The following is a 25,488-nucleotide window of genomic DNA, read 5'->3' on the forward strand; positions in this document are numbered from 1 at the left end:
GTCCACGTCGCCGGGTGGCCAGCGGTGGCCACCGGCTTCCCCGGCGACGTGGCGCTCGTCGTCGTGCGGGCCAACCGGGTGATCGCCTGCTCGCCGGCGGCCACAGCCGAAGGAGTCCGCGTCGGCCACCGCCGCCGCCAGGCGCAGGCGGCCTGCCCGCAGGTCGAAGTGGTCGAGCACGACGAGGCGCGTGACGCCCGCGTGTTCGAGCCCGTGGTGCGCGCGGTGGGCGAGCTCGTGCCCCTCATCGAGGTCGCCGAGCCAGGGCGGCTGGCGCTCGCCACCCGCGGGCCCTCCCGCTACGTGGGCGGTGACCAGGCGCTGGCCGAGCGCCTGCACCGGATCGTCGGCGCGGCGATGCCCGCGGCCGGTGCGGTGTGGGGGGTGGGTATCGCCGACGGGCGCTTCGCGGCGACGATCGCCGCCCGACGCGCCGTCTCCACGGGGTCGCCGGTGGTCGTCGCCCCCGGCCCGGCGGCGACCGGTGCCTTCCTCGGGCCCCACCCGGTCGAGGTGCTGGCCTCCGCCGGAGGTGTCGCTGCCGAGCTCGTCGACCTGCTCGAGCGGCTCGGGCTCGGCAGGCTCGCCGATGTCGCCGCGATCGGCGTGGCCGACCTGCTCGCCCGCTTCGGTACCGCCGGAGAGGCCCTCCACCGGCTGGCCACCGGCACCGACGACCAGCCCCCAGCCGCCCGGGCGCCCTCACCCGAGCTCGCCGTCGCCCGTGCCTTCGACGATCCCGTCCCGTCGCTCGACGTGCTCGTGTTCGTCGGCAAGCAGCTCGCCGAAGCGCTCACCGAGCAGCTCGGCACAGCCGGTCAGGTGTGCACCCGGCTGCTCGTCGAGGCCGAGACCGAGCACGGCGAACGCACCACCCGTAGCTGGTACGAAGCGGCAGGACTGAGCGCGGCGGCCATGGTCGAACGTGTCCGCTGGCAGCTCGACGGGTGGGCGACGACACCGGGCGGACCGAGCGGGGGGGTGGTGCTGCTGCGCCTCGTGCCCGAGCAGGTGCGGGCCGACGCCGGGCGCCAAGGCGGGTTCTGGGGTGGGGTGACCCAGGCCGACGATTGGGCGGCGCGGGCGATCGCCCGGCTCACCGGCCTGCTCGGTCCCGAGGCGGTGACCGTCGCCGAGCCGCGGGGAGGACGCACCCCTCACCAGGCCTACGCCCTCGTCGCGGCGGCGGCCAGCGATCTGCACGGTCGGTCGGACGCCGGCGACCACCAGGATCCCTGGCCGGGGAGGTTGCCGGCACCGTCGCCGGCGACCACTCATCCAGCGCCGCTGGCGGTCGAGGTGCGCAGCGCCGACGGTGAGCTGGTGCGGGTGAGCGCGAGGGGCATGCTCAGCGCGCCACCGGCAACTCTCGTGGCCGGGTCCGGTGTCGAAGAGGTCGTTGCCTGGGCCGGACCGTGGCCGGTGGAGGAGCGATGGTGGCTACCTCATGCCCGCCGGGCGGCACGCTTCCAGATCGTCGCCGCGTCAGGACGGGCCTGCCTGGTCGAGGTGTCCGGCGGGCGTTGGTGGCTCACCGCCGAGTACGACTGAGCACCGGTCTCCGCGCCAGCCGGTATTCAGGCCGGGCGACTTCGCCAGGTGCCGGCCTGGTCGAGGTCCTCCTCGCCGAGACGCAAGATGTCGTCGGCGAGGCGGAAGCCCACTCCGCGCACGGTGTGGACGAACTGGAGGCCAGGTGCCCGCTGACGCAGCTTGCGGCGCAGGTTCGACAGGTGCACGTCGACGACATGGCTGTCGCCCACCCAACCCGGGCCCCACACGCTCTCCAGCAGCTGGGCGCGCGTGCGCACCTCGTTCGGATGGCGGCAGAGCTGCGCGAACAGGTCGAACTCGAGACGGGTGGCGGCGATCGGCGAACCGTTCACCCGCAGTTCACGGCGCCCGAGGTCGATGGTGAGCGGGCCGAGACGGATCTCGTTCACGTTGTTCGGATCCCAGCGGGGCCGCTGGCGGCGGGGCCGGCGCAGCAGCACCTCACACCGCAGGGCCACCTCGTCGGCGGAGATGTCGTGCGCCAGCGCCTCGTCGATCCCGTTGCGCAGCGCTCCGAGCCGCCCGCTGTCGTCGGCGCCCCACACCACGAGGTACAGCTCGGACACACGCCGTGCCTTCTCGGCGAACGGCGACAGGTTCGGGGTCACGTCCTTCGCGTCCATCACCAGCACCTCGGGCTCGTACGAGCGCAGGAGCACCTCGGCGGCGGCGGGGTCGACCGTGGCGCGCACCGAGAAGCCGAGCGAGCGCAGTGAGCCCTCGATCTCTCTGCGCATCATCGGATCGTCCAGCGTGACGAGCACGCGCGGGGCGAGCTGGGGGTCCGGTTGCGCGTATCGCATCGGGGGGGAGCTGCGGGTGGTGTACATAGCGGTCTCGGGGAGAGCATCGGCGCGGATCGTCTGGAACTTGAACGGTTCCTTGACACTCCACACATGCCAGGCGCCGACGGCTACCGTCTGCGCCCGATGGCTGAAGAGGCACCTGCGGAGCGCGTCGAAGCGCTCGTCGCCCTCCTCGCCGGGCACCGCCCGGCCGACCAACGAGAAGCCGATTCGCTGGCCGTGATCCGGCGCGAGCTCGTCCGCCTGCCGCGGCCGTTCGACGAGCACGCCGATCCCACTCATGTCACCGGATCGGCGATCGTCGTCGGGCGGAGGGGAGTGGTGCTGCACCTCCACAAGCGCTTCGGCACCTGGATGCAGCCGGGCGGACACGTCGAGCCGGGCGAGGACGTGTGGGAGGCCGCTCTGCGGGAGACCATCGAGGAGACTGGTCTCCTCGTGTGCCACCCACTGGACGGGCCGCTCCTCGTGCACGTCGACGTGCATCTGGCACCCCGGGGACACAACCACCTCGACGTGTGCTTCCTGCTCGAAGCCGGCGACGCCAACCCGTGCCCGCCGCCAGGGGAGAGCCCGGACGTGCGCTGGCTCCCGTGGGATGTTGCGGCTTCCGTCGCCGACGTCGCGCTGCGCACCGCCCTGACGAGTGCCCGGGCGCTCAGTGGTGGATAGCGCTCAGTCGTGGATGAGGGCGCCGGGAACCACGTGGAACCGCCGGCCGGTGACCTCTTCGGGCACGATGCGCACGAAGCGGGGCTTGTACGAAGCGTTCCACGGGAAGAGCGGCAGGTCCTCGGCGTGCAGCACCTCGAGCAGGCGCTCCAGTTCCTCAGCGCGGCCCTTCACGACCACGCTCCACGCCGATTCCTCGCCCGGCTCGTACCCGTCCACCTCGTAGGCCACGCTCGCGCCGAGCAGCGCAGCGGCGAGCTTGGTGCCCTCCGCGGTGCGGAAGACGATCTCGCGCTGATCGATCACGTGGTTGACGGGGAAGATGTCGGGATGGTTCTGGATCGAGATCGCGAGGCGTCCAACGGTCGCGTGTGCCAGCAGATGCCAGCACTCGTCCTGATCGAGGATCTCCATCCCGTTGCGGGCGTCGGTGTCCATCGCACACCTCCGGGTGTCGTGCCGGGCACGGCGTGACCTGTGGGTTCCATCCTGCCAGGCGCGCGGGTCGCCGAGCGAGGGTCGAACGTCATCGTGGAGCACCGCTAAGCCCCGGGTCGGATCCCGGTTGCCACGGCACCACCGTGACTGGTTGACTCCCCCGGTGCCGCGGAGCCCCGAGCATCCCGAGACGCGCCTGGTCCACGGCGGGCGCGCAGGTCACCAGCCGGCGCTCGCGCCGGTGCTGTGGGCGTCGACGACGTTCGAGATCGAGTCGATCGAGGATGGCCGCACGATGGCGCACTCGTCGCGCGCCGAACGCTTCTACTCACGTCACGGGAACCCCACCGTCAACGCTTTCGAGCAGGCCATCGCTGACGTCGAGGGTGCCGAGGCGGCAAGGGCGTTCGCTTCCGGCATGGGCGCGGTGAGCGCGGTCGTGCTCGGGCTGTGCTCCGCCGGCGACCACGTCGTCGCCCAGCGTCAGCTCTACGGCGGCACGATGCAGCTCCTCGCCGGCATCTGCCCGCGGTTCGGGATCGACGTGACCTTCGTCGACGCCACCGAGCCGGGGTCGTTCGCGGCCGCAGTGCAACCCGGGCGCACGATGCTCGTGCTCGCCGAGTCGCCGGCGAACCCGCTGCTCGACCTCGTCGACCTCGACGAGCTCGGCGCGATCCGAGGCCCGATCACCGCGATCGACTCCACGCTGTCCACCCCCCTCGGCGCGAACCCGCTCGCGCACGGGGTGCAGCTCGTCATCCATTCGGCGACAAAGGCGATCGCCGGGCACAACGACGCCACGCTCGGCGTCGTCGCCGGCGAGCGCGAGATGATCGACGCGCTGTGGGGGTTCGCAGTGCTACAGGGTGCGAACGCCTCGCCGTTCGACGCCTTGAACGGGCTGCGCGGGCTGCGCACGCTCGGTGTGCGGCTGCGCCGGCAGGGAGAGACGGCGCTCACGGTCGCCCGCGCGCTCGAGTCGCACCCGGCGGTGACTTGGGTGCGCTATCCCGGGCTCGCCTCCCACCCCCAGCACGAGCTCGCGCAGCGTCAGCTCCGCCACCACGGCGGGATGCTGGCGTTCGAGCTGGGCGGCGGGCTCAGCGCGGGGGAGAAGTTCGTGGAGACGGTGAAGCTGTGCCTGCCGGCGGCCTCGATGGGCGGCCCGGAGACCCTGGTCACCCATCCGGCGTCGACCACCCACGCCGGGCTCACCCGCGAAGAGCTGGCCACGGCGGGGATCACCGCCGGCACGGTGCGGGTGTCGTGTGGGCTGGAGCACCCCGACGACGTCGTCGCCGACGTGGTCGCTGCGCTCGACGCGGTGCTCAGCTCGCAGGGCTGAAGGGGCTGAAGCGGGCCAGAGCGCTGCGAAAGGCCTGGCCGCGGCCGTAGCATAAACGAACAGACGTTCGCTAAGCTGTGCGGGATGGGGTTCAACAACCCGTCGATGCCCTGGACGCAGCTCGAAGCTCTGCTTTCGGGACGCCAGCGCGACGGTCGCGCCCCGGGGAGCCCGTCGTGGAACGCGGGCGGCGACGGGCCGGCCTGGGGGCGCAAGCGCCACCCCTACGAGCCGCCCCCGCCCGACGCGTCCATCGCGCCACGGAGCGCTGGGGTGCCCTACGCCGAGCTGCACTGCCATTCCAGCTTCTCCTTCCTCGACGGTGCCTCCCATCCAGAAGAGCTGGCCGAAGAGGCAGCCCGGCTCGGCCTCGAAGCCCTCGCGCTGACCGATCACGACGGCTTCTACGGTGTGGTGCGCTTCGCCGAAGCCGCCCGTGCCGTCGGCCTGCCGACCGTGTTCGGGGCCGAGGTCACCTTGGCCAAGGGCGCTGCCGATGCCGCGCGGGTGGCGCGCAGCGAGCACGACACCGTGCAGCAGGTGTCGGCGCGCCGTACCCCGTCGCCCCCACTCGCCGACCCTCACGGCGAGCATCTCGTCGTGCTCGCCGACGGGCCTAACGGCTACGCCAGCCTGGCCCGGGCGCTCAGCCTCGGCCATCTCGCCGGCGAGAAGGGGGCACCCCGGTTCACCCTCCCCGACCTCGCCGATGCCGGGGCAGGTCGGTGGTGGGTGCTCACCGGCTGCCGCAAGGGCAGCGTCCCCGCAGCGCTCGGGCGGGAGGGGCCCTCGGCCGCGGGGCGTGAGCTGCGCCGGCTCGTCGAGGCGTTCGGGCGTGAGCGGGTGCTCGTCGAGCTGTGGGACCACGGCGACCCGCTCGATTCGGTGCGCAACGACGCCTTGGCCGAGCTCGCCGCCCGGCACGACGTGGCCTGCGTGGCGACGAACAACGTCCACTACGCCGTACCTGCCCAGCGGCGCCTGGCCACCGCCCTCGCCGCCGTGCGCGCCCGGCGCAGCCTCGACGAGCTCGACCCGTGGCTGCCGGCGGCATCGTGGGCGCACCTGCGCAGCGGCGCCGAGCAGGCCCGCCGCTTCGCCCGCTACCCGGGGGTGGTCGAGCTGGCTGCAGAGATCGGGCGGGCCGCGGCGTTCGACCTCGCGCTCGTCGCCCCGAACCTGCCTCCCTACCCGTGCCCCGACGGGCTGAGCGAGATGAGCTACCTCCGCCGGCTCGTCGAGGAAGCCGGCCGGCTTCGCTACGGGGCGCGCCCGCTCGACCCCGCAGAGGATCTGAGCGTCAGGGCGCGGGCATGGCGCACGATCGACCACGAGCTCGACGTGATCCAGCACCTCGGCTTCCCCGGGTACTTCTTGGTGGTGTGGGACATCGTGCAGTTCTGCGCCCGGTCAGACATCTACTGCCAAGGGCGGGGCAGCGCGGCGAACAGCGCGGTCTGCTACGCGCTCGGCATCACCAAGGCCGATGCGGTCTCGCTCGGGCTGCTGTTCGAGCGGTTCTTGTCGACCGAACGCGACGGGCCGCCCGACATCGACCTCGACATCGAGAGCGACCGCCGCGAAGAGGTCATCCAATACGTCTACGAGCGCTACGGGCGCCACCACACCGCCCAGGTGGCGAACGTGATCACCTACCGGGCCCGTTCGGCGGTGCGCGACATGGCCCGCGCGCTCGGCTACGCGCCGGGCCAGCAGGACGCGTGGTCGAAGCAGATGGACGCCTGGGGCGGGGTCGCGTCCGTCTCCGCCGCGGTGCGCCCGGACGGCACGCCCGACCACGACATCCCCCCTGCCGTGCTCGAGCTGGCGGCCGAGGTCGAGGACGCGCCCCGCCACCTCGGCATCCACTCCGGGGGGATGGTCATCTGCGACCGGCCGGTGATCGAGGTGTGCCCGGTCGAGTGGGCCCGCATGGAGCGGCGCAGCGTGCTGCAGTGGGACAAGGACGACTGCGCGGCGGCGGGGTTGGTGAAGTTCGACCTGCTCGGGCTCGGCATGCTGAGTGCCCTGCACTACTCGGTCGACCTGATCGCGAAGCACCAGGGCATCGCCGTCGACCTCGCCACCATCGCCCAGGACGACGACGTCTACGCCATGCTCTGTCGCGCCGACACCGTCGGTGTGTTCCAGATCGAGAGCAGGGCCCAGATGGCCACCTTGCCGCGGTTGAAGCCCCGCCGCTTCTACGACCTGGTGGTCGAGGTGGCCCTGATCCGCCCCGGCCCGATCCAGGGCGGCTCGGTCCACCCGTACATCCGCCGCCGCAACGGGCAAGAGCCGGTCACCTACCTGCACCCCTTGCTCGAGAACAGCCTCGGCAAGACCCTCGGTGTCCCGCTGTTCCAGGAGCAGCTGATGCAGATGGCGATCGACGTCGCCGGGTTCTCGCCGGCCGATGCAGACCAGCTCCGCCAGGCGATGGGCTCCAAACGCAGCCGGACGCGGATGGAGCGCCTGAGAGAGCGCCTGTACGCGGGGATGGCCGAGCGGGGCATCACCGGAGAGGTGGCCGACGAGATCTACACGAAGATGTCCGCCTTCGCGAACTACGGCTTCCCCGAGAGCCACAGCGTGTCGTTCGCGTACCTCGTGTACGCCTCGGCGTGGATCAAGTACCACCAGCCGGCGGCGTTCTGCGCCGGGTTGCTGAACGCCCAGCCGATGGGCTTTTGGAGCCCGCACTCGCTGGCGCGCGACGCGCGCCGTCACGGGGTGGTGGTGCGCGGACCCGACCTCAACACCTCTCTCGCCGGCGCCACGCTCGAACCCTGCGCCGACTCGACGAGCGGGCAGGCCGTCCGGCTCGGGCTCGGCTCGGTGAGGGGCATCGGCGCCGAGCTCGCCGCCGAGATCGAAGCGGCGCGCACCGGGCCGTACGACAGCATCGAAGACCTCGTGCGCCGGGTGCCCGGGCTCAACCTGGCCCAGCTCGAGGCGCTCGCCACCGGCGGCGCGTTCACCGAGTGCTTCGGGTTCGAGCGCCGCCAGGCGCTGTGGGCGGTGGGGGCCGCCGCCCAGTCGACCCCGGATCGTCTCGCGGGCCTCACCTGCGGCGTCGAGGCCCCCCCGCTGCCCGGCATGGGCCCGATCGAGACCGCCGTCGCCGACCTGTGGGCGACGGGCATCTCCGCCGACGGCCACCCCACCCAGTTCCTGCGCCGCCGGCTCGACGCGATGGGGGTGGTCACGTCGGTCGAGCTGTGGAACCGCGAGCCCCGCTCCACCGTGCTCGTCGCCGGCATCGTCACCCATCGCCAGCGGCCGATGACGGCCCAGGGGGTCACGTTCATGAACCTCGAGGACGAGACCGGCCTGATCAACGTCGTCGTGTCGAAGGGTTGCTGGGCTCGGTTCCGCCGTGTCGCTCGGGGAGCCCCGGCACTCGTCGTGCGCGGTCGGTTGGAGCGCAGTGATGGGGTGATCAACATCGTCGCTGAGCACCTCACCCCGCTCGTCGTGCCCGCCGGCGTGTCGAGCCGCGACTTCCGCTGACCCCTATGCCCTCGACGGCGAGGGCGTGAGCGCGGCGTCTGCCTGCGCGGGGTGCGTCGTGGCGGCCAGCACGCCGAGGGCGATGAACACCGTGCCGGCCACGTACCGCTGCACGAACGCCAGCCCGCGGCCGCGCAGCAGCACCTCGCGGAACGCGCTCGCGGTCAGCGCATACGTCCCGTCGGTGACGCAGCCGATGGCCACGAACACCAGACCGAGCACGAGCGCCTGCATGCCCGCGGCACCCCGGTCGGGATCGATGAACTGCGGCAGGAACGACAAGAAGAACAGCGCCACCTTGGGGTTCAAGGTGTTCACCACGATTCCCTGGCGGAACGCCCGCCCGAGGCTGATGTGGCGGCGGTCGCGATCGACGGGGTCCGGGCGCCGGCGCAGGGTCTGGATGCCGACGAACACCAGGTACCCGGCGCCCAGCCACTTCACCGCGGTGAACGCCACCGCCGAAGCGGCGAGCACTGCCGACAGGCCGGCTGCGGCAGCGACGACGTGGACGAGGTTGCCGATCTCGATCCCGGCCACCGCCGCGAGGCCGACCTCACGCCCGTCCGCGACGCTGCGGTTGACGATGTAGATCACTGCCGGACCGGGGATGACGAGCAGGGCGAACGACGCGGCGGCGAAGGCGGCGATGGCGGCGGCGTCGGGCACGGCGGAACCGTAGCCGGGCGCTGTTCGGCTCAGTCGGCCGGTTGATCGCGCAGGCCGTCGTTGAACGCCTTGTACATCTCGTAGATCGACTTGCACTCCTCGCACACCGGGAGCTGTTTCGGGTCGCGCGAGGGCACCCACACGTGTCCGCACAGCGCTTCGAGCGGCGTGCCGTATATGCGGGCTTCGAGCACCTTCGCCGCGGCAGATTCGCCGGGGTCGGTCTTCACGATGTGGGCCGCGGCCGGCGTGCCGGTCTCGGTCACCTCGTCGGTGACCGGGATCGTCTGGGCGGGCATCGTCTGCAGTTCGGACATGTCTTCCGCCTCAGTCGAGCAGGTGGTGGGCGACACCGGTCCAGAAGTCGGCCGCGAGACCCAACGACTCGACGTCGATGCGCTCGTCGTTGCCGTGGAAGCGAGTGCCGAACGACTCGAGCGTGACGGAGGGCGAGAACAGCCCGGCCCCGTACGCGACGACACCCTTGTCGCGGAAGAAGCGGGCGTCGGTGCCTCCGACGAGCAGCCCCGGAACGAGCTGCGCCCCCGGGTAGGCCACCTGGGTGCGGGCGGCGACGGCGTCCCACAACGGGTTGCCGACGGGTGAGATCGTGGCCTCGCTCGCCGGGCTGTGGTGCTGCACCTCGACGTGGTCGGCCAGCTCTCCGAGCGCGTCGCGCAGATGCGCATCGACGTCGAGGGCGGTGACGCCGGGCACGGTGCGGATGTCGACGTCGACCTCGACGAGGTCGGGGATGATGTTCGTCTTCTGGCCGCCGTGGACCACGTTCGGCGAGAAGGTGGTGTGGGTCATCGCGTGGCATGTCCGCGCGTGCGGCGCCGGCAGACGCTCGATCGCGCTCCAGATGCGTGCCGGGTCGACGAGGTCGGCCTTCATCTCGTCGGGCAGGTCCATGACGGCCACCTGGGCACGCCACAGGTCGTCGACGTGGGCGGCGGGGCGGTATGCGGCCAGCCGCCGGACCACCTCGGCCGCCTTCACCAGCGCGTTGTCGACGCCGTAGGGCATCGAGCCATGAGCGGGCGTACCCCCGACGCGCAACCGTCGCCAGGCGATGCCCTTCTCGCCGACGTTGACGGTGACGCGACGCGCCCCGTCGGGGGCCACCGACGACCAGCCGCCGAGCTCGGTCAGCACGTAGTCGCAGCGGACGGCATCCCAGTGGTTGTCGATCATCCACTGCGCGCCCCACAGGCCGCCGGCCTCTTCGTCGGCCACCCCGAAGTAGATCAACGTCCCGCGCGGCTTCCACGAGCTGCTCGCCAACTGGCGGAACGCGGTGGCCATCGACGCGGTGACGTTCAACATGTCGATCGCGCCGCGTCCCCAGACCTCGCCGTCGACGAGCTCCCCACCGAACGGGTCACGTGACCAGCCGGCCGGGTTCACCGGCACGACGTCGATGTGGCCCATCAGGCACAGCGTCGGCGCCGTCGGGTCGGTGCCCTCGATGCGGGCGACGAGCGAGCCGCGCCCTGGGCGGGACTCGAAGCGCTGCACGTCGAGACCCGCTCCTTCGAGGTAGGTCTGCAGCAGGTCGGCGTTGCGGGTCTCGTTGCCCGAGTCCGGCGTGCCGTCGTTGACGCACTCGTTGCGGATGAGGGACTGCAACAGCTCGGTGGTGGGACCTGTCAGGGTGCCTGCTGCTTCGGCCATCGCTCGTCGAGCGTAGCCACCTACACTGCGTGCCGATGCCGTTGTACGAGTACCGCTGCCGCACCTGCGACGCTGCGTTCGAGCTGCGCCGACCGATGGCCGAGGCCAACGAACCCGCGAGCTGTCCCGAGGGCCACCAGGGCGCGGTGCGCGTGCTGTCGGTGTTCGCGTCGGTGGGTGCATCGTCGAGCCCCTCGTCGCCCTCACCGGCCGCGCCGTCGCGCGGGGGCTGCGGCTCGGCCTGCGGCTGCGCGCACTGACACCGGGCGGGCGCTTCGGCAGTCGGCGGCCCCGCCTTCCCAACGGAGCGGACCTCGGGTAGGGTTCGACTCATGCTCGTCACCGTGATCGCCGCCATCGCCGCTGCTGCAGCGGCCGGTGCCGTGGTGGCCGCGGGAACCCCTGCGCCGATCCCGCTGCGGGTCAAGTCCCGCCGCGGCTCACGCAGATCCTGAGCTTCGAGCCGATTTTCAGCTCACCCGCTGCCTTCGATCGCGGCCAGCTCAGCCTGCATGTTCGCCCGGGCGCGGTGCTCGTGGGTGCGTTGCATGGTCTCGGTGCGGTACAGCACGAGCCTGTCGAGGAAAGCGCGCAGCACGCTCGCCCGCCCTCGCCGCCAGGTGAAGTCGTCCAGGTGCCCGTACTCGGCGCGCACGCCGCGCACGTAGGCGTCGTATTCGGCGGGCTCGGAACCGAGCACGGCCAGGTCCGCGTCTACCAAGACGTCGGTGTCACGGTCGTCGCCGCCGTGGTGGTGGGGCCCGGTGTAGCCCGCGGTGGCCATGATCAGCGCTTCCACGCGGTCGAGCGTCGGGCGCCCGACGCCGAGTGGGTGCAATGACCTGCGGGCCAGCACGGCGCTGGCCACCTCGTTGTCCGCGCGGCGGGGGTCGTAGACCGCGTCGTGGTACAGCGCTGCCAGGCGCACCGCGGTCGCGTCGGCCACCGCAGGTTCCTGGGCGATCAGCAGCTCCACGTCGGTCACCACCGCGGCGATGTGGCGCAACGTGTGGTACGTGCGGTGCGGTTCGCGATAGCGCGCGGTCAGCCCTTCCCACGCCTCGTCCGCAGCCGGGCCGGCAACGACGCCAGCCCGCCAGGTGGCTCGCACCATCGACTCGTCCGTTCCCACCCCGACACGGTAGCCAGGTGCCGTGACGGTGCTGGTGGACGAGCCGAGGTGGTGGTGGCGGGGGCGCCGGTGGTGCCACCTGGTGAGCGACCAGACCCTCGACGAGCTGCACCGGGTGGCACAGGCGGCGGGCCTCCCCGAACGCGCCTTCCAAGGCGACCACTACGACGTGCCCGAAGAGCTGCGCCCCGCCGTGATCGCTGCGGGAGCGGTCGAGGTGGGCAGTCGCGAGCTCGTGCGACGGCTGCGGGCGGCCGGGCTGCGGCTGTCGCCGGCGCAACGGCGGTTGCGCACCGGCCACCCCGGCGATCTGCAGACGCCCCCGTGATCCTCAGCCGACGACGGCGACGCTCAGCCCGACCGCGGCGAGGGCGACCAGGCTCGGGGCGACGTAGGTGGCCCAGAGCGGGAAGCGCTTCCAGCCCGGCGCGAGCACGACGATGCCGCAGAGCACGCCGGCGACGATCCCGCCGATGTGGCCCCCGATCGAGATGCCCGGGATCGTGAACGTGATCACCAGGTTCAAGAGCAGGGTCAGCCCGATCCCGGTCTGGAAGATGTTCACGCCCCGGCGGTGGAGCCCGACGGCCGCGGCTCCCATCAGGCCGAAGACCGCGCCGGACGCGCCACCGTGCAGCCCGAGGCTGTCGCCCTGCAGCACGAGCACGCCCGCTGACCCGCCGAGCAGCGAGGCGGCGTAGACGAGAGCGAACCTGACGCGCCCGATCGCCGGCTCGATGAGCTGACCGAGCTGATACAGCAAGAACATGTTCATCGCCAGGTGGAAGATGCCGAAGTGCAGAAAGCCGCTCGTCACCAGGCGGTACCACTCGCCCGTGGCCTCGAGGATCGCCTTGTTGAGCCCGAGGTCGAACTCGCGTGCGGTGACACGACTGCCGAGGGCACGGCTGCTGCCGAGCAGCACCCAGACGAACACGGCCGCGTTCACGGCGATCAAGGCGTAGGTGACGAGCACCGGCTGACGCGCGTTCCAGTCACGTGCTCGGGTGGTCGTGCTCGGGCGGCTGGCGCGCGTGCAATCGACGCAGTGGCTCCCGACGGTCGCCTGCACAAGGCATTCGCTGCACGCCGGACGGCCACAACGCGTGCAGCTACGACCGGCCTCGCGGTCGGGGTGCCTGTAGCAACGCGCGAGTTGGGGAGGCGGCAGAGGTGCCATATCGCCGCCGACGGTACCTCGCCCGCAGGCGATCCCCCGGGCAGCGAATGCCGGGGGGCGCCGGGCTACGGTCGGCGGCGCAGACGACCAAGGGGGGCGACGCAATGGCCTGGGACTTCTCGACCGAGGCAGAGTTCGAAGAGAAGCTGGAGTGGATGCGCGGCTTCGTCCGCGAAGAGATCCTGCCGCTCGAGACGCTCGCCGAGCAGTGGCGCTCGCCCGAGGGCCGGGCCACCTACGCCAGCATCACCGACCCGTTGAAGGACGAGGTGCGCCGCCAGGGCCTGTGGGCGGCCCATCTCCCCCCGGACATGGGCGGGCTCGGCTTCGGCCAGGTCAAGCTCGGTCTGATGCACGAGATCCTCGGCCAGTGTGCGTACGCGCCGGGGATCTTCGGCAACCAGGCGCCCGACTCGGGCAACGCCGAGCTGCTCGCCGTCGGCGGCACCGACGACCAGCGCCAACGGTTCATGCAGCCACTGCTCGACGGCACGATGCGCAGCTGCTTCTCGATGACCGAGCCGAACGCCGGTGCCGACCCGACGCTGCTCACCACGTCGGCGATGCGCGACGGCGACGAGTGGGTGATCAACGGCCACAAGTGGTTCTCCTCGAACGCCTCGATCGCGGACTTCTTGGTGGTCATGTGCAAGACGGGCGACGCCGACACCAGCCCGTACAAGGCGTACTCGATGATCCTGGTGCCGACGAGCACTCCCGGGGTCGACATCGTGCGTGACGTGCCGACGATGGGCGAGCCCGACCACCGCACGGGCGAGCCCGGCGGGCACGCCGAGATCATCTACGACAACGTGCGGGTGCCGTTCGAGAACGTGGTCGGCGGCGAGGCCGGCATCGGGCAGGGTTTCGCGCTGGCCCAGAAGCGCCTCGGGCCGGGACGCATCCACCACGCCATGCGCTGGCTCGGCCAGTCGCGGCGCGCGTTCGACATGCTCTGCGAGCGGGCGCTCACGCGGTACGTGCATGGGTCGATCCTGGCCGAGAAGCAGATGATCCAGGACTGGATCGCGGAGAGCCACGCCGAGATGCAGGCCGCGCGCCTGCTCACCTTGCAGGCGGCGTGGAAGATGGACCAGCTCCATGCCGCCGGCAAGCACTACAGCGACGCCAGGGTGGAGATCGGGGTGATCAAGTTCTGGGGCGCGAAGGTGCTGTACAACGTCATCGACCGCGCCATCCAGATCCACGGCAGCCTCGGCTACACCACCGACTTGCCGCTGGAGGCGATGTATCGCGCCGCCCGCGCGGCCCGCATCTACGACGGCCCCGACGAGGTGCACAAGGTCACCGTCGCCCGCCAGCTGCTGAAGGGCTACCGTCCGAGCGACCCGCCGAGCGAACACGTGCCGACCCGTCGCGCCGCCGCGCTCGCCAAGTTCGCGGACTACCTCGACGACGCCGCAGTCAGCTCCTGAACCGGCGATCTCACGCGGGCGCTCAGAGCGTCGGCTGGTCGTGGGGCAGGTTCGTGCGCGCGGCCCGGAAGTAGGCGAACGGGGTGCGTAGCCCGAAGTTGGACACCCGCGAGGAGTAGACGTCGGCGTGACGCTCCACCTGGCGGGCGAACAGGCTCTTGTCGTTGCCGGCACGCATCAGCGGGCCCCACGTCGGGTTGCCCAACCGGCCGGCCGCGATCGCGAGCGGGGTGATCTCCTCGTCGAGGCTGCGCAACCTGGCCTGGACGCCCTCCACCTCACGGTGCAGATCTCCCGCCCGGTCGCCGCGGCGGGCGCGCCCGTCGCGCAGGCGTGCCAGGCGCAGGCGCAGGTGAGCCACACGCTCCTCCTTCTCGGCCTTCTCCTCCATCAGCTCGACAAGCTTGGCCTGGTCGGCGGCGAAGTCGTGTGCAGACGAGAGGTCGGCCTCGAGCTCGCGCATGATCAGTGCAGTCCGCCACCGTTGCGTGGCCTTGCTCACGTGGACGTCGCCGAACAGGTGGTCGCCGACGTACAGGATCTGGTCGCCGGCGAGGCCGAGGCTGCGCTCGACGAGCCTCGCGTTGCCGCCGTGGTAGACGCCTCCCAGCTCGAGCACGCCGACGTGGGGGGCGAGCAGGCCGCGCTCCAGGTCGACGACCTCGTAGACCGGCTCGTCGATCTCGAAGAAGCGAGGCTTACCGGCGGCGACGACGACGACGTCGAACAGGTCTCGCCAATTGCCGCTCGGCACGAACCGGTCGAACGCGTAGCCCATCATCGAGCGCGTGTACGACCACTCCGAGTTCGTGATCAGCATCAGCTTCTTGCCCGCGGCGCGCTGGTCGAGCAGGGTCTCCACGACCGCGGGATCGAGCTCTAGGTAGTGGTCGGGATCGCGCACGATCTCGGCCTTCAGCGCACCGGTGGTGTGCGACTCGTCGAGCGCAGCCTTCACCACCCGGTGCAGGTCGTCGTAGCCCATCACCCCTGCCACCAGCCCCTCGTCCAACTTGTCGACGAGCTGGACGTAGAGCGAGGCCTCGGACAACGAGAACAGGGTGTTCAAGAACGCGAAGCGCGGCTCGCCGAGATCGACGAACGTGCCCGAGTAGTTGGAGCGCACCTCGTCGAAGGCGAGCTGGCGGGTGCCGTGCTGGGCGCGGATCACGTACCCGAAGCGTGTCGCCTTCACCAGGTTGCCGAGCTCGAGGTCGAGCACCAGGCCCTGGATGAAGTCGTCCGGCGCGAACGTCGCGTCGCCGGCGGGGTAACCCCGCGAGACGAGCAATGAACGGGCGTGCTCGAACGCCGTCGCCTCCCACACCTCTGCCCGGTAGTGCAGCAGCGTGTAGTCCATGTCGTAGCCGATCGCGGCCACGGACCGCAGGTTGAGCGTGCGGTTGGCGAAGACGCGACGCTCGGCGGGCGGGTCCTCGAGCTCTGCGGGCATGGCCCGGAGGCTACGGGCAGCGCACCTTGCCGAACGCGTCTGCGGGTACGGGCTCGCCGAGCTTGTAGCCCTGCACGAAGTCGCAGCCGAGCAGGCGGAGCCGTTCGAGCTGGCGATCGGTCGTCACCCACTCGGCGATGACGGCCATGTCCAAGCTGTGCGCGAGCTGGATCACCGAGCGCACGATCGGCTCGTCGGAGTCGTCCGTGCCGAGCCCGCGCACGAACGAGCCGTCGAGCTTCAGGTAGTCGGCGGGGAAGCGGCGCAGGTACGAGAGCGAGGAGTAGCCGGTGCCGAAGTCGTCGATCGAAAGGCGGACGCCGTAGCGCTTCAACGACTGCAGCGTGCGCACCGTCGCCGAGGACTCGTCGAGCAGCGTGCGTTCGGTGAACTCGAGATCGAGCTGGGTCGGCGCCAGCTCCAGCTCGCGCAGCGTGGTGAGCACTCGTTCGACGAAGATCGAGTCGGCGAGCTGGCGGGCGGACACGTTGACGTGGATCACGAACTGGCGGTCGACGAGCCCGGAGTCGATCCACGCCCGCAGGTCGGTGCACGCCTGCTTCAGCACCCAGTCGCCGATCGGGACGATCAGGCCGGACTCCTCGGCCAGCGTGACGAAAGAGGGTGGGGTGAGCACGCCGCGCTCTGGATGGCTCCAGCGCAACAGCGCCTCGGCGCCGACCACGCGGCCGGTGTGCGCCGACACGACCGGCTGGAACACCAGGTAGAGCTCACCGTGGGCCATCGCCCGCTCCAGCCCGGCGGACAGCACGAGGCGTTCCTTGGCCGAGGCCCGCATCTCTTCGGTGAAGATCTCGCATCGGGCGCGGCCGCGGAGCTTGGCGTGGTACATCGCGGTGTCGGCGTCGCGCATCAGCGAGATCGCCGTGTCGTGGACGCCCTCGTTCTCCATCGTCTGGCTGTGGGCGATGGCGATGCCGACGCTCGCGCCCGTGTACACCTCGATCCCCTGCAGGATGAGCCTTCCGGTGACCGCGTGGCGCACCCGCTCGCCGAGCTCCAAGGCGGTGGACGTCTCGGCGACGCCTTCGGCGAGGATGACGAACTCGTCGCCGCCGATGCGCCCGACGACGTCGCCCGGGCGCGTCGCCGACACCAGGCGCTTCGCGATGTTCGTCAGCAGCAGATCGCCGAACTCGTGGCCGATCGAGTCGTTGACGTCCTTCAAGTTGTCGAGGTCGAGGAACAGCACGGCGAGCGACGTGCGGGCGGTGCGGCAGCGCTCGAGCGCTTCGCCGAGGCGGCGCAAGAACATGGTGCGGTTCGGCAGCCCGGTGAGGGAGTCGTGGGTCGCCTGGTGCGCAAGCTCGGCCTGCAGCTGCTTCGCGGCGGTGATGTCGCGCAGGCAGCACGCGTAGTACTCGACGATGCCGTCGTTGCCGCGCTGCACGACCATGTCGAGCTGCAACGTGCGCAAGAAGCCCTCGGCCGTACGGAAGCCGACCTCGCCCTGCCACGTCGCGCTCTCCGGTGCGGTCATCACCTCGCGGGGGAGCTGATCGCGCAGCGCCTGCACGAGCTCACGCGTGCCCTGGTCACGCACCATGTCGACGTCGTGCTCCAGGGAGAGCAGCCGGCGGGCACCCTCGTTGACGAACTGCGGGACACCGTTGCGGTCGAGGATGATCACCGCGTCGCTCGACGCGTCGAGCAGGTGCACCAACCGATCGGTGAGCTGGCGCTGGCGCACGTATTCCGTGTGGTCGGTGGCGATGCCGAGATAGCCGCGCGGCGTGCCGTCGGGGTTGTGCTGGACGGTCGTCGTGATGCGCACCCACACCAGCCGACCGTCGGGGCGCCACACCCGGAAATCCGTGGTGAACGGCTCGCCCCGGTCGGCAGATCGCTGCCAGGCGAGCTCTGCGGCGGCGCGGTCGCCGGGGTGAGCGTTGGCCCACGGGGCGAAACCCAAGGGGACGGCCGCGCCGGCCAGCACGAGCGCGCGGAAGGCGTCGTTCGCAGCGACGAGTCGACCTGCCTGATCGGTTTCGAACAATCCGATCGGCAGGGCCGCCGCGCTCGTATTGAGCTGCCCGTTCCCGATGCCGGCCATTGTTCCACCAGCCGGGCTCCCCGGGGGTGAGGCCTTGAGGATTCCTTGACGAAAACGGGCCGTACAGCCCGTGGGGCGCTAGCGGGCGAAGTCGCCGAGCACCACTGCACGCTCGATGCTGGAGAAATCGATCGCGGCCAGCAGGTCGGCGCCGACGGTGCCCTGGTCCATCTCGATCTGCTGGTCGAGCGCATGCACCTCGATCCGGTACGTGTGGGCCGGCTGGCCAGCGGGCGGGCACGGCCCCCCGTAGCCGAGCTGGGGGGCGTCCGCCGAGCCGAAGCCGTTGGAACCCTCGATCGCGCCCGGAGGCAGCTCGCCCTCGGCCACGCTCGTCACCGCAGGATCGATGCCGGCGACCACCCAGTGGATGAAACCGCCGTCACCGGTCGACACCGCGTCGTCGTCGAGCATCACGATCGCGAGCTCCACCGCGTCGTCGGGAACGCCCTCCCAGAAGAGCTCGGGAGACACGTCGAGGCCGTCGCAGGTGTGCCGCTCGTCGATCTCGCCGCCGTCGGGCCAGGGGGCGCTGACGGCGAACCCACCATCTACTGGCGGCGCGGTCGGCGGCGCCGTCGTGACAGCGAGCGTCGACGACACGGCCGAGCCGAGCGTCGGGCCGACGGTGCTCGGAGCAGGCGTGTCGAACCCGCCGATGTCCTCGCTGCCGGTCACCGAGTCGATCGGGGCGGTGCTGGTGGTGATGATCGAAAGGCTCTGGTCCGGCGAGGGCTCACGCATCTCGCGACCGTCGTCGGAGCACGCGGCGAGCGCGAGCACCGTGGCCGCGCTCGCGAGGCTGGCGAGGACGAGGCGCCGGGCCGGCGCGGGGGGTGGCGGAGGCACTTGCATGACAGGGCCACACTAGGGGCCGGTAGCCTTCCGCCGATGTCGGTGCGAGATCTCCTCAGCCAGGCCGACGCGCCGTTGTGCCTGCTCGCGGTGCACGCCCATCCCGACGACGAAGCTTCGAAGGGTGCCTCCACCGTCGCCAGGTACCACGCCGGCGGGGTGAGGACCGTGCTCGTGTGCTGCACCGGCGGCGAGGAGGGCGACCTGCAGAACCCGGGGCTGCGCGACGCCGGACAGCCCTTCCACGGCCTCGACGCCGAGGCCGAGAAGGCGCTGATGGCGCACCTGCGCCCGATCGAGCTCGCCCGGTCGGCGGCGATCATCGGGTACGACGAGGTGGTGATGCTCGGCTTTCGTGACTCGGGCATGCCCGAGAGCCCGGCCAACGAGCACCCGGAGTGCTTCCACCAGGCCGACATCGACGAGGCCGTCGGCCGTCTGGTGACGATCATCCGCCGCGAGCGGCCCCAGGTGGTCCTCACGTACAGCGACGACCAGCGGGGTTATCCGCACCCGGATCACGTGCGCGTCCACGACATCTCCGTGCTGGCGTTCCACCGGGCCGGCGACCCGATCTGGTACCCGTGGGCGGGGCACCCGTGGCAGCCGCTGAAGCTGTACTACAACGTCTGGTCCAAGGCGCGCCTGCTCGCGGTGCACGAGGCGATGATCCACCGCCGCGGCTCCTCGCCCTACGAGCAGAGCTGGCTCGACCGCCCCGGCCAGGACCACCGGATCACCACCCGGCTCGACGTCGGCCCTTACCTGAGTGCCCGCTCCGGGGCGCTGCGGGCCCACGCCACCCAGATCGACCCGTCCGAGCCCTGGTGGTTCGGGTTGAGCGACGACGAGCTGGTCGAGGTGTATCCCTGGGAGGACTGGGTGCTCGCCCGATCGGCGGTCGACGGGCCGAGAGACGGCGAGCTCGAAGACGACCTGTTCGCCGGCGTGCGCACGCCCGACCTGGTGTCAGCTGTCGCGGGCTCGGCAGGCGGCGGCGCGTGAGCGTGCAGTACCGGGTGGTGGTGGGCAAGGGCGACGAACGCGTCGACGGCCCCGACGACGCCGAGGTGGTGATCGTCGTACCCCTGGCCGACGCGCTGACCGCTCCCGACGTGGCGTACATGCGCGGACGGCTGAAGGCCTCCGGTGACACCGGGGTGCTGCTCGACGTGCTCCGCTCCGGCGAGGCTGCTGCTGTGCTCGCGCGGCTCGCGGCGAGCTGACGCCCTCAGCCGCGGCGCATCGCCTCGCGCAGCTCGCGATAGCCGACCAGTTTCGCGTCGCGGTCGGCGAGCAGCCCTCGCAGGTGCTCGTCGCCGACGACCAGGTCGAGGTCGTCGATCCAGCCCTCGGCGGCGTCGGTGAGCGCCCGCACCTCGGCGGTGTCGATTGCGGGCTGCACGTGGATCTCCGTCACGCCGGGCTCGAGCCGGGCGACCGCGTCGTAGACGCGCTTGCGGCTACCGGCGCGCCAGTCGCGGTCGAAGTGGTCGGGCACGACGACTCCCTCGTCGGCGGCCAGTTGGCGGAAGGGGAACCCGGCCTGCTCGGCGCTGATCGTCGAAGGCAGGCGCATCGGCACCCTGAACTCGACCGCGAGCTCGAGGTAGACGTCGAAGAACTCGGGGCGCAGCGTGATCGCGGTGAGATGCGGGGTGAGGTGGGTGATGTCGATTCCCCAGACGATCGCGCGCTCGATCTGGGCACGGCACTCACGCAGCACCTCGGCCGGGTCGGCGTGCTCCCAGAGGTCGTCGACCGTCTTCGGGAAACCTCCGTCGCCCGACAGCAGTGACGGCGCGTGGGTGATCGGGCCCCATCCGTAGAGAGGATGCTCGGCGTTCAGCGTGAGGTGCACGCCGATGTCCTCTCCCCGGTACATCGAGGCCGCGTGACGTCCCCACGGCGCAGGGACCATGATCGACGCGCACGTCGCGAGGCCCTCGCGCAGCGCCTGGTACACGCCGACGTTGGCCGCGTGGCAGGAACCGAGGTCGTCGCAGGAGATGATCACGAGACGGTCATCGGGGCGATGACCAAGGCGTTCGGCGAGCGACCTCACCGGTCGGACGCTATCCGCCACACGCTGCCCAGAGACCGAGGTCTGCGGCCTGCGCGTCGCGCGCGGCAGCGACGAAGTCGTCGGCGAAGGTGACGTTCGGCGGGAAGGGGAACGGCACCGCATAGCCGCCGCGGACGAGCTCGAGGTTCACGAACATCGCGTCACCGGCGCGGTACACGTAGGCGAGCAGGCGCCCGTAGTCGTCGCGTGCCTCGACGTCACGCACCAGGCGCACGACGCTGCCCGCGGGCAGAAGCTCGCCGGTGCGCGCCGACGCCTCGGGACCGAAGCACTCGACGGGCGAGTCCGGCCTGACGCTCTCCGGGGTGTCGATGCCGATCATGCGGACCCGCTCCACCGAGCCGGCGATATCGACATCGATCGTGTCGCCGTCGACGACCCCCACCACGAGGGCCTCCCCGGCGGGACGGGTGCTGTCGCCGGCGCCGCGCGTGCAGCCGGCCACCGCGGCGAGCGCGGCCGCCGCGCATGCCACTGCCGAGACCGTTGCCGCAGCGCTCCGTGCCGTGCCCCCCACGGCGGCAGTTCTACCGGGGCTCGAACCGCTAGAGGCGTTCGAGGACGGTGCCCGTGCCGAGGCCGCCGCCGCAGCACATCGACACCAGCCCATAGCGTCCGGCGGTGCGCTCCAGCTCGTACAGCGCCTTGGTCAGCAAGAACGCGCCGGTGGCGCCGAGCGGGTGGCCGAGCGCGATCGCGCCGCCGTTCGGGTTCGTCTTCTCCAGGTCGGCGCCCACCTCTTTCGCCCAGGCCAACACGACAGAGGCGAAGGCCTCGTTGATCTCGAAGGTGTCGATGTCGCCGATGGACAACCCGGTGCGCGCGAGCAAGCGCTCGGTGGCGTCGATCGGGCCGGTCAGCATCAAGACCGGGTCGGCGCCGACGAGGCAGGTGTCGACGACGCGGGCGCGCGGTGTCAGGCCCAGCTCGGCTGCCTTCGCCTCGGTCGTCAAGAGCACCGCCGCCGCACCGTCGGAGATCTGCGACGAGTTGCCTGCGGTGTGCACTCCGTCCTCCCGGGCGACGGGCTTCAGCGTGGCGAGCTTCTCGAGCGACGTCTCGCGCAGGCCTTCGTCGCGGTGGACGCGATGGGTGGTGCCAGTGGGCTTGCCCTCTTCGTCGACGTCGGGCGCGTCGACTTCGACGACCTGGCCGTCGAAGCGGCCCTCCTGCCACGCCCGGGCGGCGCGCTGCTGGGAGTCGAGACCGAACCGGTCGGTGTCTTCACGGCTGATGCCCCACTTCTCGGCGATCCGTTCTGCTCCCTCGAACTGCGACGTGAACTCGTAGCGGGCGAAGTAGGACTTCGGCACCGGCACGCCGAGGCCGAGCTTCTTCGACGAGTTGACCCCGATCGGGATACGGCTCATCACCTCGACCCCGCAGGCGACGGCGACGTCGACGACACCCGCTTGCACGAGCGCCGTCGCGAGGTTCGTCGCTTGCTGGCTGGACCCACACTGGGTGTCGACGGTGGTCGCGGCGGTTGCCATCGGCAGGCCGGCGGCCAGCCAGGCGGTGCGGGTGATGTTGAAGCTCTGCTCACCGACCTGGCTCACGCATCCGCCGACGACCTGGCCGATCTCGGTCGGGTCGATGCCGGTGCGGTCGACGAGCGCCCGCTGGGCAACACCGAGCAGCTCTGCGGGGTGCATCGTCGAGAGACCGCCGCCGCGGCGCCCGATGGGGGTGCGGACGGCGTCGACGACGACGACACTGGACGTAGGGGTGGTCATCGGGCCAGCCTACGAGCGATGCCAGGAGCCGACTTCACCCCGCTGTTCGAGCCGCCGACCGACGCCGTGTCGCAGCGCTTCATCCACGTCGTCGGGGTGAGCGTCTGGGTGCACGAAGCACCGGTCGACGAGGGATGGGGCCGGCACTTCGTCGGGATGCTCGGTGACGACGCGCTGTGGAGCGTCGACGTGCCCGCCGGCGAGGATCCGACCGAGGGTGCCGCGGTCGACCTGTACGGCTACCACGGGAGGGTGAGCGAGGCCGAGTGGCTCGCCGCGGGCCGCGCGGTGCAGATCGTCGAATGGGCGCGCACCCATCGCTTCTGCGGGCGCTGCGGAACACCGACCGAGCCTGCCCGCGCCGAACGGGCGATGAAGTGCCCGGATTGCGGGCTCGTCGCGTTTCCCCGGATCGCACCGGCGATGATCACCCTCGTCACACGTGGCGACGACGACGAGGAGGCCCTGCTCGCTCGGGGCGTCCACTGGCAGATCCCGATGTACTCCTGCCTAGCCGGGTTCGTCGAGCCCGGCGAGACGCTGGAATCGGCGGTTGCGCGCGAGGTGCGCGAAGAGGTGGGGATCGAGGTGAGCGACGTTCGCTACCAGTCGAGCCAACCCTGGCCCTTCCCGCACAGCCTGATGCTCGGGTTCCGGGCACGCCACGCAGGCGGCGAGATCGTCTGCGACGAGACCGAGATCCTCGACGCGGCGTGGTTCCGCCGCGACGAGTTGCCGATGGTGCCGGGGGGCATATCGATCGCCCGCAAGCTGATCGACGCGTGGGTGGCCGGCGGGGGGTGAGCGTCGCTCTCAGCCTTCGGCGGGCTGGAGATGCTCGGCGAAGAAGTCGAGGATGATCTCGGCCCGCTGGCGGCGGTGTACCGGCGAGCCGCCGCGTGACAGCTCGTGGCCTTCGCCGGGGAAGCGGTAGTACGTGACGTCGCGTCCGAGCAGGCGCAGGGTCACGAACAGCTCGTCGGCCTGGCTGATCGGGCAGCGGAGGTCTTCCTCGCTGTGCACGATCAGCAACGGCACGTGGATGTCGCGCGCGAACATGATCGGCGACATGCGCAGGTACTCGCCGGGGTTCTCCACCGGGTCGGGGCCGTGCTCGACGCGGAACATGGTGCCGATGTCGCTCGACCACTCCTCGGTGAGCAGGTTGTTCACCGACCGCTCGCTGCAGATGGCCTTGAACCGTTCCCCGTGGTGGGCCGCCAGCCAGGTGGCCATGTAGCCGCCGTAGCTGCCGCCGAGCATCCCCACGCGCTCGGGGTCGCAGAACGGGTATCGGGCCAGCGCGGCGTCGAGCACGGCGAGCACGTCGTCGACGTCGACCGTGCCCCAACCCGAACCCGGTCGGGTGGGGTGCAACGGGCCGAGGATCGCCTGCCCCCAGGTCTCTTCGCGCCCAGACGAGCCGCGCGGGTTGCACAGCACCACCACGTAGCCGGCCGCCGCCTGCATTTGGAACTCGTCGAAGAACGTCTCCCCGTACTGCGTGTGCGGTCCGCCGTGCACGTTCAGCAGCACCGGGTGCTTACCTTCGTCGCCCAGCCCGGCGGGACGCATGATCCACGCGTCGATCTCGACCGTGCCGTCGCTCGAGGGCACGGTGAAGCGCTCCCACGGCTGGGGCCGGGCGCGGGCGACGTACGCGTCGGTGAGCGAGCTCGCCGCGCGCTCGCTGCCGCCGGCGGTGAGCAGGGCGAGCTCGGCGGGGCGGTCGACGCTCGCGACGACGATCGCCACCGTGCCGTTTGCCGCATGCGCTCCCCGCACCCACCTGTCGCCGTCGGTCAGTGCGACCGGCGGGTCGATCGCCCGGGCGTCGAGGCGGTGCAAGTGGCACCGGCCGCGGTCCTCGGCCGTCGCGAGGAGCGTCGCGTCGTCGACCCAGACCGGCGCGACCGTGCCACTCGTGGTGTCGAACGTGCGGTCGAGGGCCTCACTGACCCACCGCCGCTCGCCGGTGGCGAGATCGAGCACTCCCACCTTGGAGTTCTGGGGGTAGGTGAGCGGGTCGTCGCTGCCGACGAACGCCAGCTGCGTGCCGTCCGGGGAGACCGACGGTGAGCCGTAGTTCCCGGTCTGCTCGGTGAGCGCTCGTGGCTCGCCGTCGAGGGGCACCACGTAGAGATCGGTCGCGAGGTCACGGTCCCAACCCTCGTGCCGGGCGGCGCCGGTGACGAGCCCGGACGAGTCGGCCAGCCACGACAGATCGTGGTGTTGGTGGGTGCCGGGGGTGAGGTCGCGCGGGGTGCCTGTGCCGTCAGCGGCCACGACGAACACGTGGCTCGGACGGTCGAACACCCATCCTTCGCCGTCGAGGCGGGTGAAGAAGGTCTCGATCCTGCGCGCCGACTGCCACGACTCGTCCTCGGCGTCGTAGCGCTCGTCGGGTACGCGGCTGGTAAACGCCAGCCAGCGCCCGTCGGGTGACCACGAAAGGTCGCCGGCACCGTCTTTCATCGTGGCTACCGTGCGCGCCTCGCCCGGGCCGTCGACCGCCAGCACGTGCACCGTCGCCTGGCCCTTCTTCTCGCTGCGACGCGATACGAACGCGAGCTGGGTGCCGTCGGGTGACCAGGCGGGGGAGGACTCGCCCGGGTCGCCGGCCGTGAACGGGCGCGGCGACCGGGACCCGTCGGCAGGTGCGAGCCACACCTGCGACACCGTCTTGTTGCGGGTGAGATCGACCCGCCCGACGACGAACGCCACCTGCGCGCCGTCCGGTGAGACGACGGGGCCCCCGGCGGCGACGAGGCCGTCCAGGAAGCGCTCGACGATCGGGCGATGCTTGCTCGGTTCGGGCGGCGTAGGCATGGCCGGCGACGCTACACGCCCCCTGGGACC

24 protein-coding genes are annotated in these 25,488 nt (G+C 71.2%); 10 read left to right on the plus strand and 14 right to left on the minus strand.

Translation table 11 applies throughout. The features are described from left to right. Positions 1–24 precede the first annotated feature (24 nt). Positions 25–1,551, plus strand: coding sequence for a DNA polymerase Y family protein (locus tag IPM43_13080; protein ID QQS24327.1), 1,527 nt, complete (start codon positions 25–27; stop codon positions 1,549–1,551). 26 nt (positions 1,552–1,577) lie between these two features. Here IPM43_13080 and IPM43_13085 read toward each other — a convergent pair whose 3' ends face one another. Beyond that, positions 1,578–2,450, minus strand: a complete 873-nt coding sequence (locus IPM43_13085; protein QQS24328.1) for a response regulator transcription factor — start codon at positions 2,448–2,450, stop codon at positions 1,578–1,580. A gap of 33 nt (positions 2,451–2,483) precedes the next feature. Here IPM43_13085 and IPM43_13090 point away from each other — a divergent pair, with 33 nt between their 5' ends. Then, positions 2,484–3,032: an NUDIX domain-containing protein gene (locus IPM43_13090; protein QQS24329.1), complete on the plus strand. Its 549-nt coding sequence runs from the start codon at positions 2,484–2,486 to the stop codon at positions 3,030–3,032. A 3-nt stretch (positions 3,033–3,035) separates the two neighbouring features. Here IPM43_13090 and IPM43_13095 read toward each other — a convergent pair whose 3' ends face one another. Next, on the minus strand, positions 3,036–3,470 hold the full coding sequence (locus tag IPM43_13095; GenBank protein ID QQS24330.1) for a pyridoxamine 5'-phosphate oxidase family protein: 435 nt from the start codon (positions 3,468–3,470) through the stop codon (positions 3,036–3,038). Positions 3,471–3,633: 163 nt separating this feature from the next. On the opposite strand from IPM43_13095, the gene IPM43_13100 reads away from it, so the two are divergent. Together IPM43_13100 and IPM43_13105 are read left to right on the plus strand one after the other, a co-directional pair. Continuing rightward, positions 3,634–4,818 (plus strand): aminotransferase class I/II-fold pyridoxal phosphate-dependent enzyme, encoded by a 1,185-nt coding sequence (locus IPM43_13100; GenBank protein ID QQS24331.1) that lies wholly within the window; start codon positions 3,634–3,636, stop codon positions 4,816–4,818. Between the two features lie 84 nt (positions 4,819–4,902). After that, positions 4,903–8,331 (plus strand): error-prone DNA polymerase, encoded by a 3,429-nt coding sequence (locus tag IPM43_13105; GenBank protein QQS24332.1) that lies wholly within the window; start codon positions 4,903–4,905, stop codon positions 8,329–8,331. Between the two features lie 3 nt (positions 8,332–8,334). Here the strand turns inward: IPM43_13105 and IPM43_13110 are convergent, their stop codons facing one another. The 3 genes from IPM43_13110 to IPM43_13120 are packed head-to-tail and all read right to left on the minus strand — an operon-like array spanning position 8,335 to position 10,677. After that, positions 8,335–9,000, minus strand: coding sequence for a LysE family translocator (locus IPM43_13110; protein QQS24333.1), 666 nt, complete (start codon positions 8,998–9,000; stop codon positions 8,335–8,337). Between the two features lie 29 nt (positions 9,001–9,029). Beyond that, positions 9,030–9,299 carry a DUF3039 domain-containing protein gene (locus IPM43_13115; protein QQS26464.1) on the minus strand — a complete coding sequence of 90 codons (270 nt, stop codon included), beginning with the start codon at positions 9,297–9,299 and terminating at the stop codon, positions 9,030–9,032. 28 nt (positions 9,300–9,327) lie between these two features. Continuing rightward, entirely contained in the window at positions 9,328–10,677 is a 1,350-nt protein-coding gene (locus IPM43_13120; protein ID QQS24334.1) for a M20/M25/M40 family metallo-hydrolase, read from the minus strand. Positions 10,678–10,712: 35 nt separating this feature from the next. Here IPM43_13120 and IPM43_13125 point away from each other — a divergent pair, with 35 nt between their 5' ends. Then, complete coding sequence (locus IPM43_13125; protein ID QQS24335.1) at positions 10,713–10,937, plus strand: zinc ribbon domain-containing protein; 225 nt, start codon at positions 10,713–10,715, stop codon at positions 10,935–10,937. 215 nt (positions 10,938–11,152) lie between these two features. Here IPM43_13125 and IPM43_13130 read toward each other — a convergent pair whose 3' ends face one another. After that, positions 11,153–11,809 carry a metal-dependent phosphohydrolase gene (locus IPM43_13130; protein ID QQS24336.1) on the minus strand — a complete coding sequence of 219 codons (657 nt, stop codon included), beginning with the start codon at positions 11,807–11,809 and terminating at the stop codon, positions 11,153–11,155. A 22-nt stretch (positions 11,810–11,831) separates the two neighbouring features. On the opposite strand from IPM43_13130, the gene IPM43_13135 reads away from it, so the two are divergent. Continuing rightward, positions 11,832–12,137 (plus strand): DUF4031 domain-containing protein, encoded by a 306-nt coding sequence (locus IPM43_13135; protein ID QQS24337.1) that lies wholly within the window; start codon positions 11,832–11,834, stop codon positions 12,135–12,137. A 3-nt stretch (positions 12,138–12,140) separates the two neighbouring features. Here IPM43_13135 and IPM43_13140 read toward each other — a convergent pair whose 3' ends face one another. Then, entirely contained in the window at positions 12,141–12,881 is a 741-nt protein-coding gene (locus tag IPM43_13140; GenBank protein ID QQS24338.1) for a rhomboid family intramembrane serine protease, read from the minus strand. A gap of 212 nt (positions 12,882–13,093) precedes the next feature. Between IPM43_13140 and IPM43_13145 the strand changes: the two genes are divergently transcribed. Next, positions 13,094–14,425, plus strand: a complete 1,332-nt coding sequence (locus tag IPM43_13145; GenBank protein QQS24339.1) for an acyl-CoA dehydrogenase family protein — start codon at positions 13,094–13,096, stop codon at positions 14,423–14,425. Positions 14,426–14,447: 22 nt separating this feature from the next. Here the strand turns inward: IPM43_13145 and IPM43_13150 are convergent, their stop codons facing one another. The 3 genes from IPM43_13150 to IPM43_13160 form a co-directional block, all read right to left on the minus strand. Further along, a complete protein-coding gene (locus IPM43_13150) occupies positions 14,448–15,878 on the minus strand; it encodes an HAD-IG family 5'-nucleotidase (GenBank protein QQS24340.1) in 1,431 nt (476 codons plus the stop codon). Positions 15,879–15,888: 10 nt separating this feature from the next. Next, positions 15,889–17,952, minus strand: coding sequence for an EAL domain-containing protein (locus IPM43_13155; GenBank protein QQS24341.1), 2,064 nt, complete (start codon positions 17,950–17,952; stop codon positions 15,889–15,891). A gap of 78 nt (positions 17,953–18,030) precedes the next feature. Next, positions 18,031–18,807: a YbhB/YbcL family Raf kinase inhibitor-like protein gene (locus IPM43_13160; GenBank protein ID QQS24342.1), complete on the minus strand. Its 777-nt coding sequence runs from the start codon at positions 18,805–18,807 to the stop codon at positions 18,031–18,033. A 36-nt stretch (positions 18,808–18,843) separates the two neighbouring features. Here IPM43_13160 and IPM43_13165 point away from each other — a divergent pair, with 36 nt between their 5' ends. After that, complete coding sequence (locus tag IPM43_13165) at positions 18,844–19,812, plus strand: PIG-L family deacetylase (protein ID QQS24343.1); 969 nt, start codon at positions 18,844–18,846, stop codon at positions 19,810–19,812. Beyond that, positions 19,809–20,033, plus strand: a complete 225-nt coding sequence (locus IPM43_13170) for a hypothetical protein (protein QQS24344.1) — start codon at positions 19,809–19,811, stop codon at positions 20,031–20,033. The genes IPM43_13165 and IPM43_13170 overlap by 4 nt, the downstream gene beginning before the upstream one ends. 5 nt (positions 20,034–20,038) lie before the next feature. Here the strand turns inward: IPM43_13170 and IPM43_13175 are convergent, their stop codons facing one another. From IPM43_13175 to IPM43_13185, 3 genes are all read right to left on the minus strand, one after another. Further along, positions 20,039–20,872 (minus strand): ChbG/HpnK family deacetylase, encoded by an 834-nt coding sequence (locus IPM43_13175; GenBank protein ID QQS24345.1) that lies wholly within the window; start codon positions 20,870–20,872, stop codon positions 20,039–20,041. A 10-nt stretch (positions 20,873–20,882) separates the two neighbouring features. Beyond that, positions 20,883–21,368 (minus strand): thermonuclease family protein, encoded by a 486-nt coding sequence (locus IPM43_13180; GenBank protein ID QQS24346.1) that lies wholly within the window; start codon positions 21,366–21,368, stop codon positions 20,883–20,885. 70 nt (positions 21,369–21,438) lie between these two features. Continuing rightward, positions 21,439–22,629, minus strand: coding sequence for a steroid 3-ketoacyl-CoA thiolase (locus IPM43_13185; protein QQS24347.1), 1,191 nt, complete (start codon positions 22,627–22,629; stop codon positions 21,439–21,441). 18 nt (positions 22,630–22,647) lie between these two features. Between IPM43_13185 and nudC the strand changes: the two genes are divergently transcribed. After that, a complete protein-coding gene (gene nudC, locus IPM43_13190; protein QQS24348.1) occupies positions 22,648–23,433 on the plus strand; it encodes an NAD(+) diphosphatase in 786 nt (261 codons plus the stop codon). A gap of 9 nt (positions 23,434–23,442) precedes the next feature. Here the strand turns inward: nudC and IPM43_13195 are convergent, their stop codons facing one another. Next, a complete protein-coding gene (locus tag IPM43_13195; GenBank protein ID QQS24349.1) occupies positions 23,443–25,458 on the minus strand; it encodes a S9 family peptidase in 2,016 nt (671 codons plus the stop codon). Between the last annotated feature and the right edge of the window lie 30 nt (positions 25,459–25,488).

This window comes from Actinomycetota bacterium, from assembly GCA_016700055.1.
Lineage (GTDB): Bacteria > Actinomycetota > Acidimicrobiia > Acidimicrobiales > Ilumatobacteraceae > Kalu-18.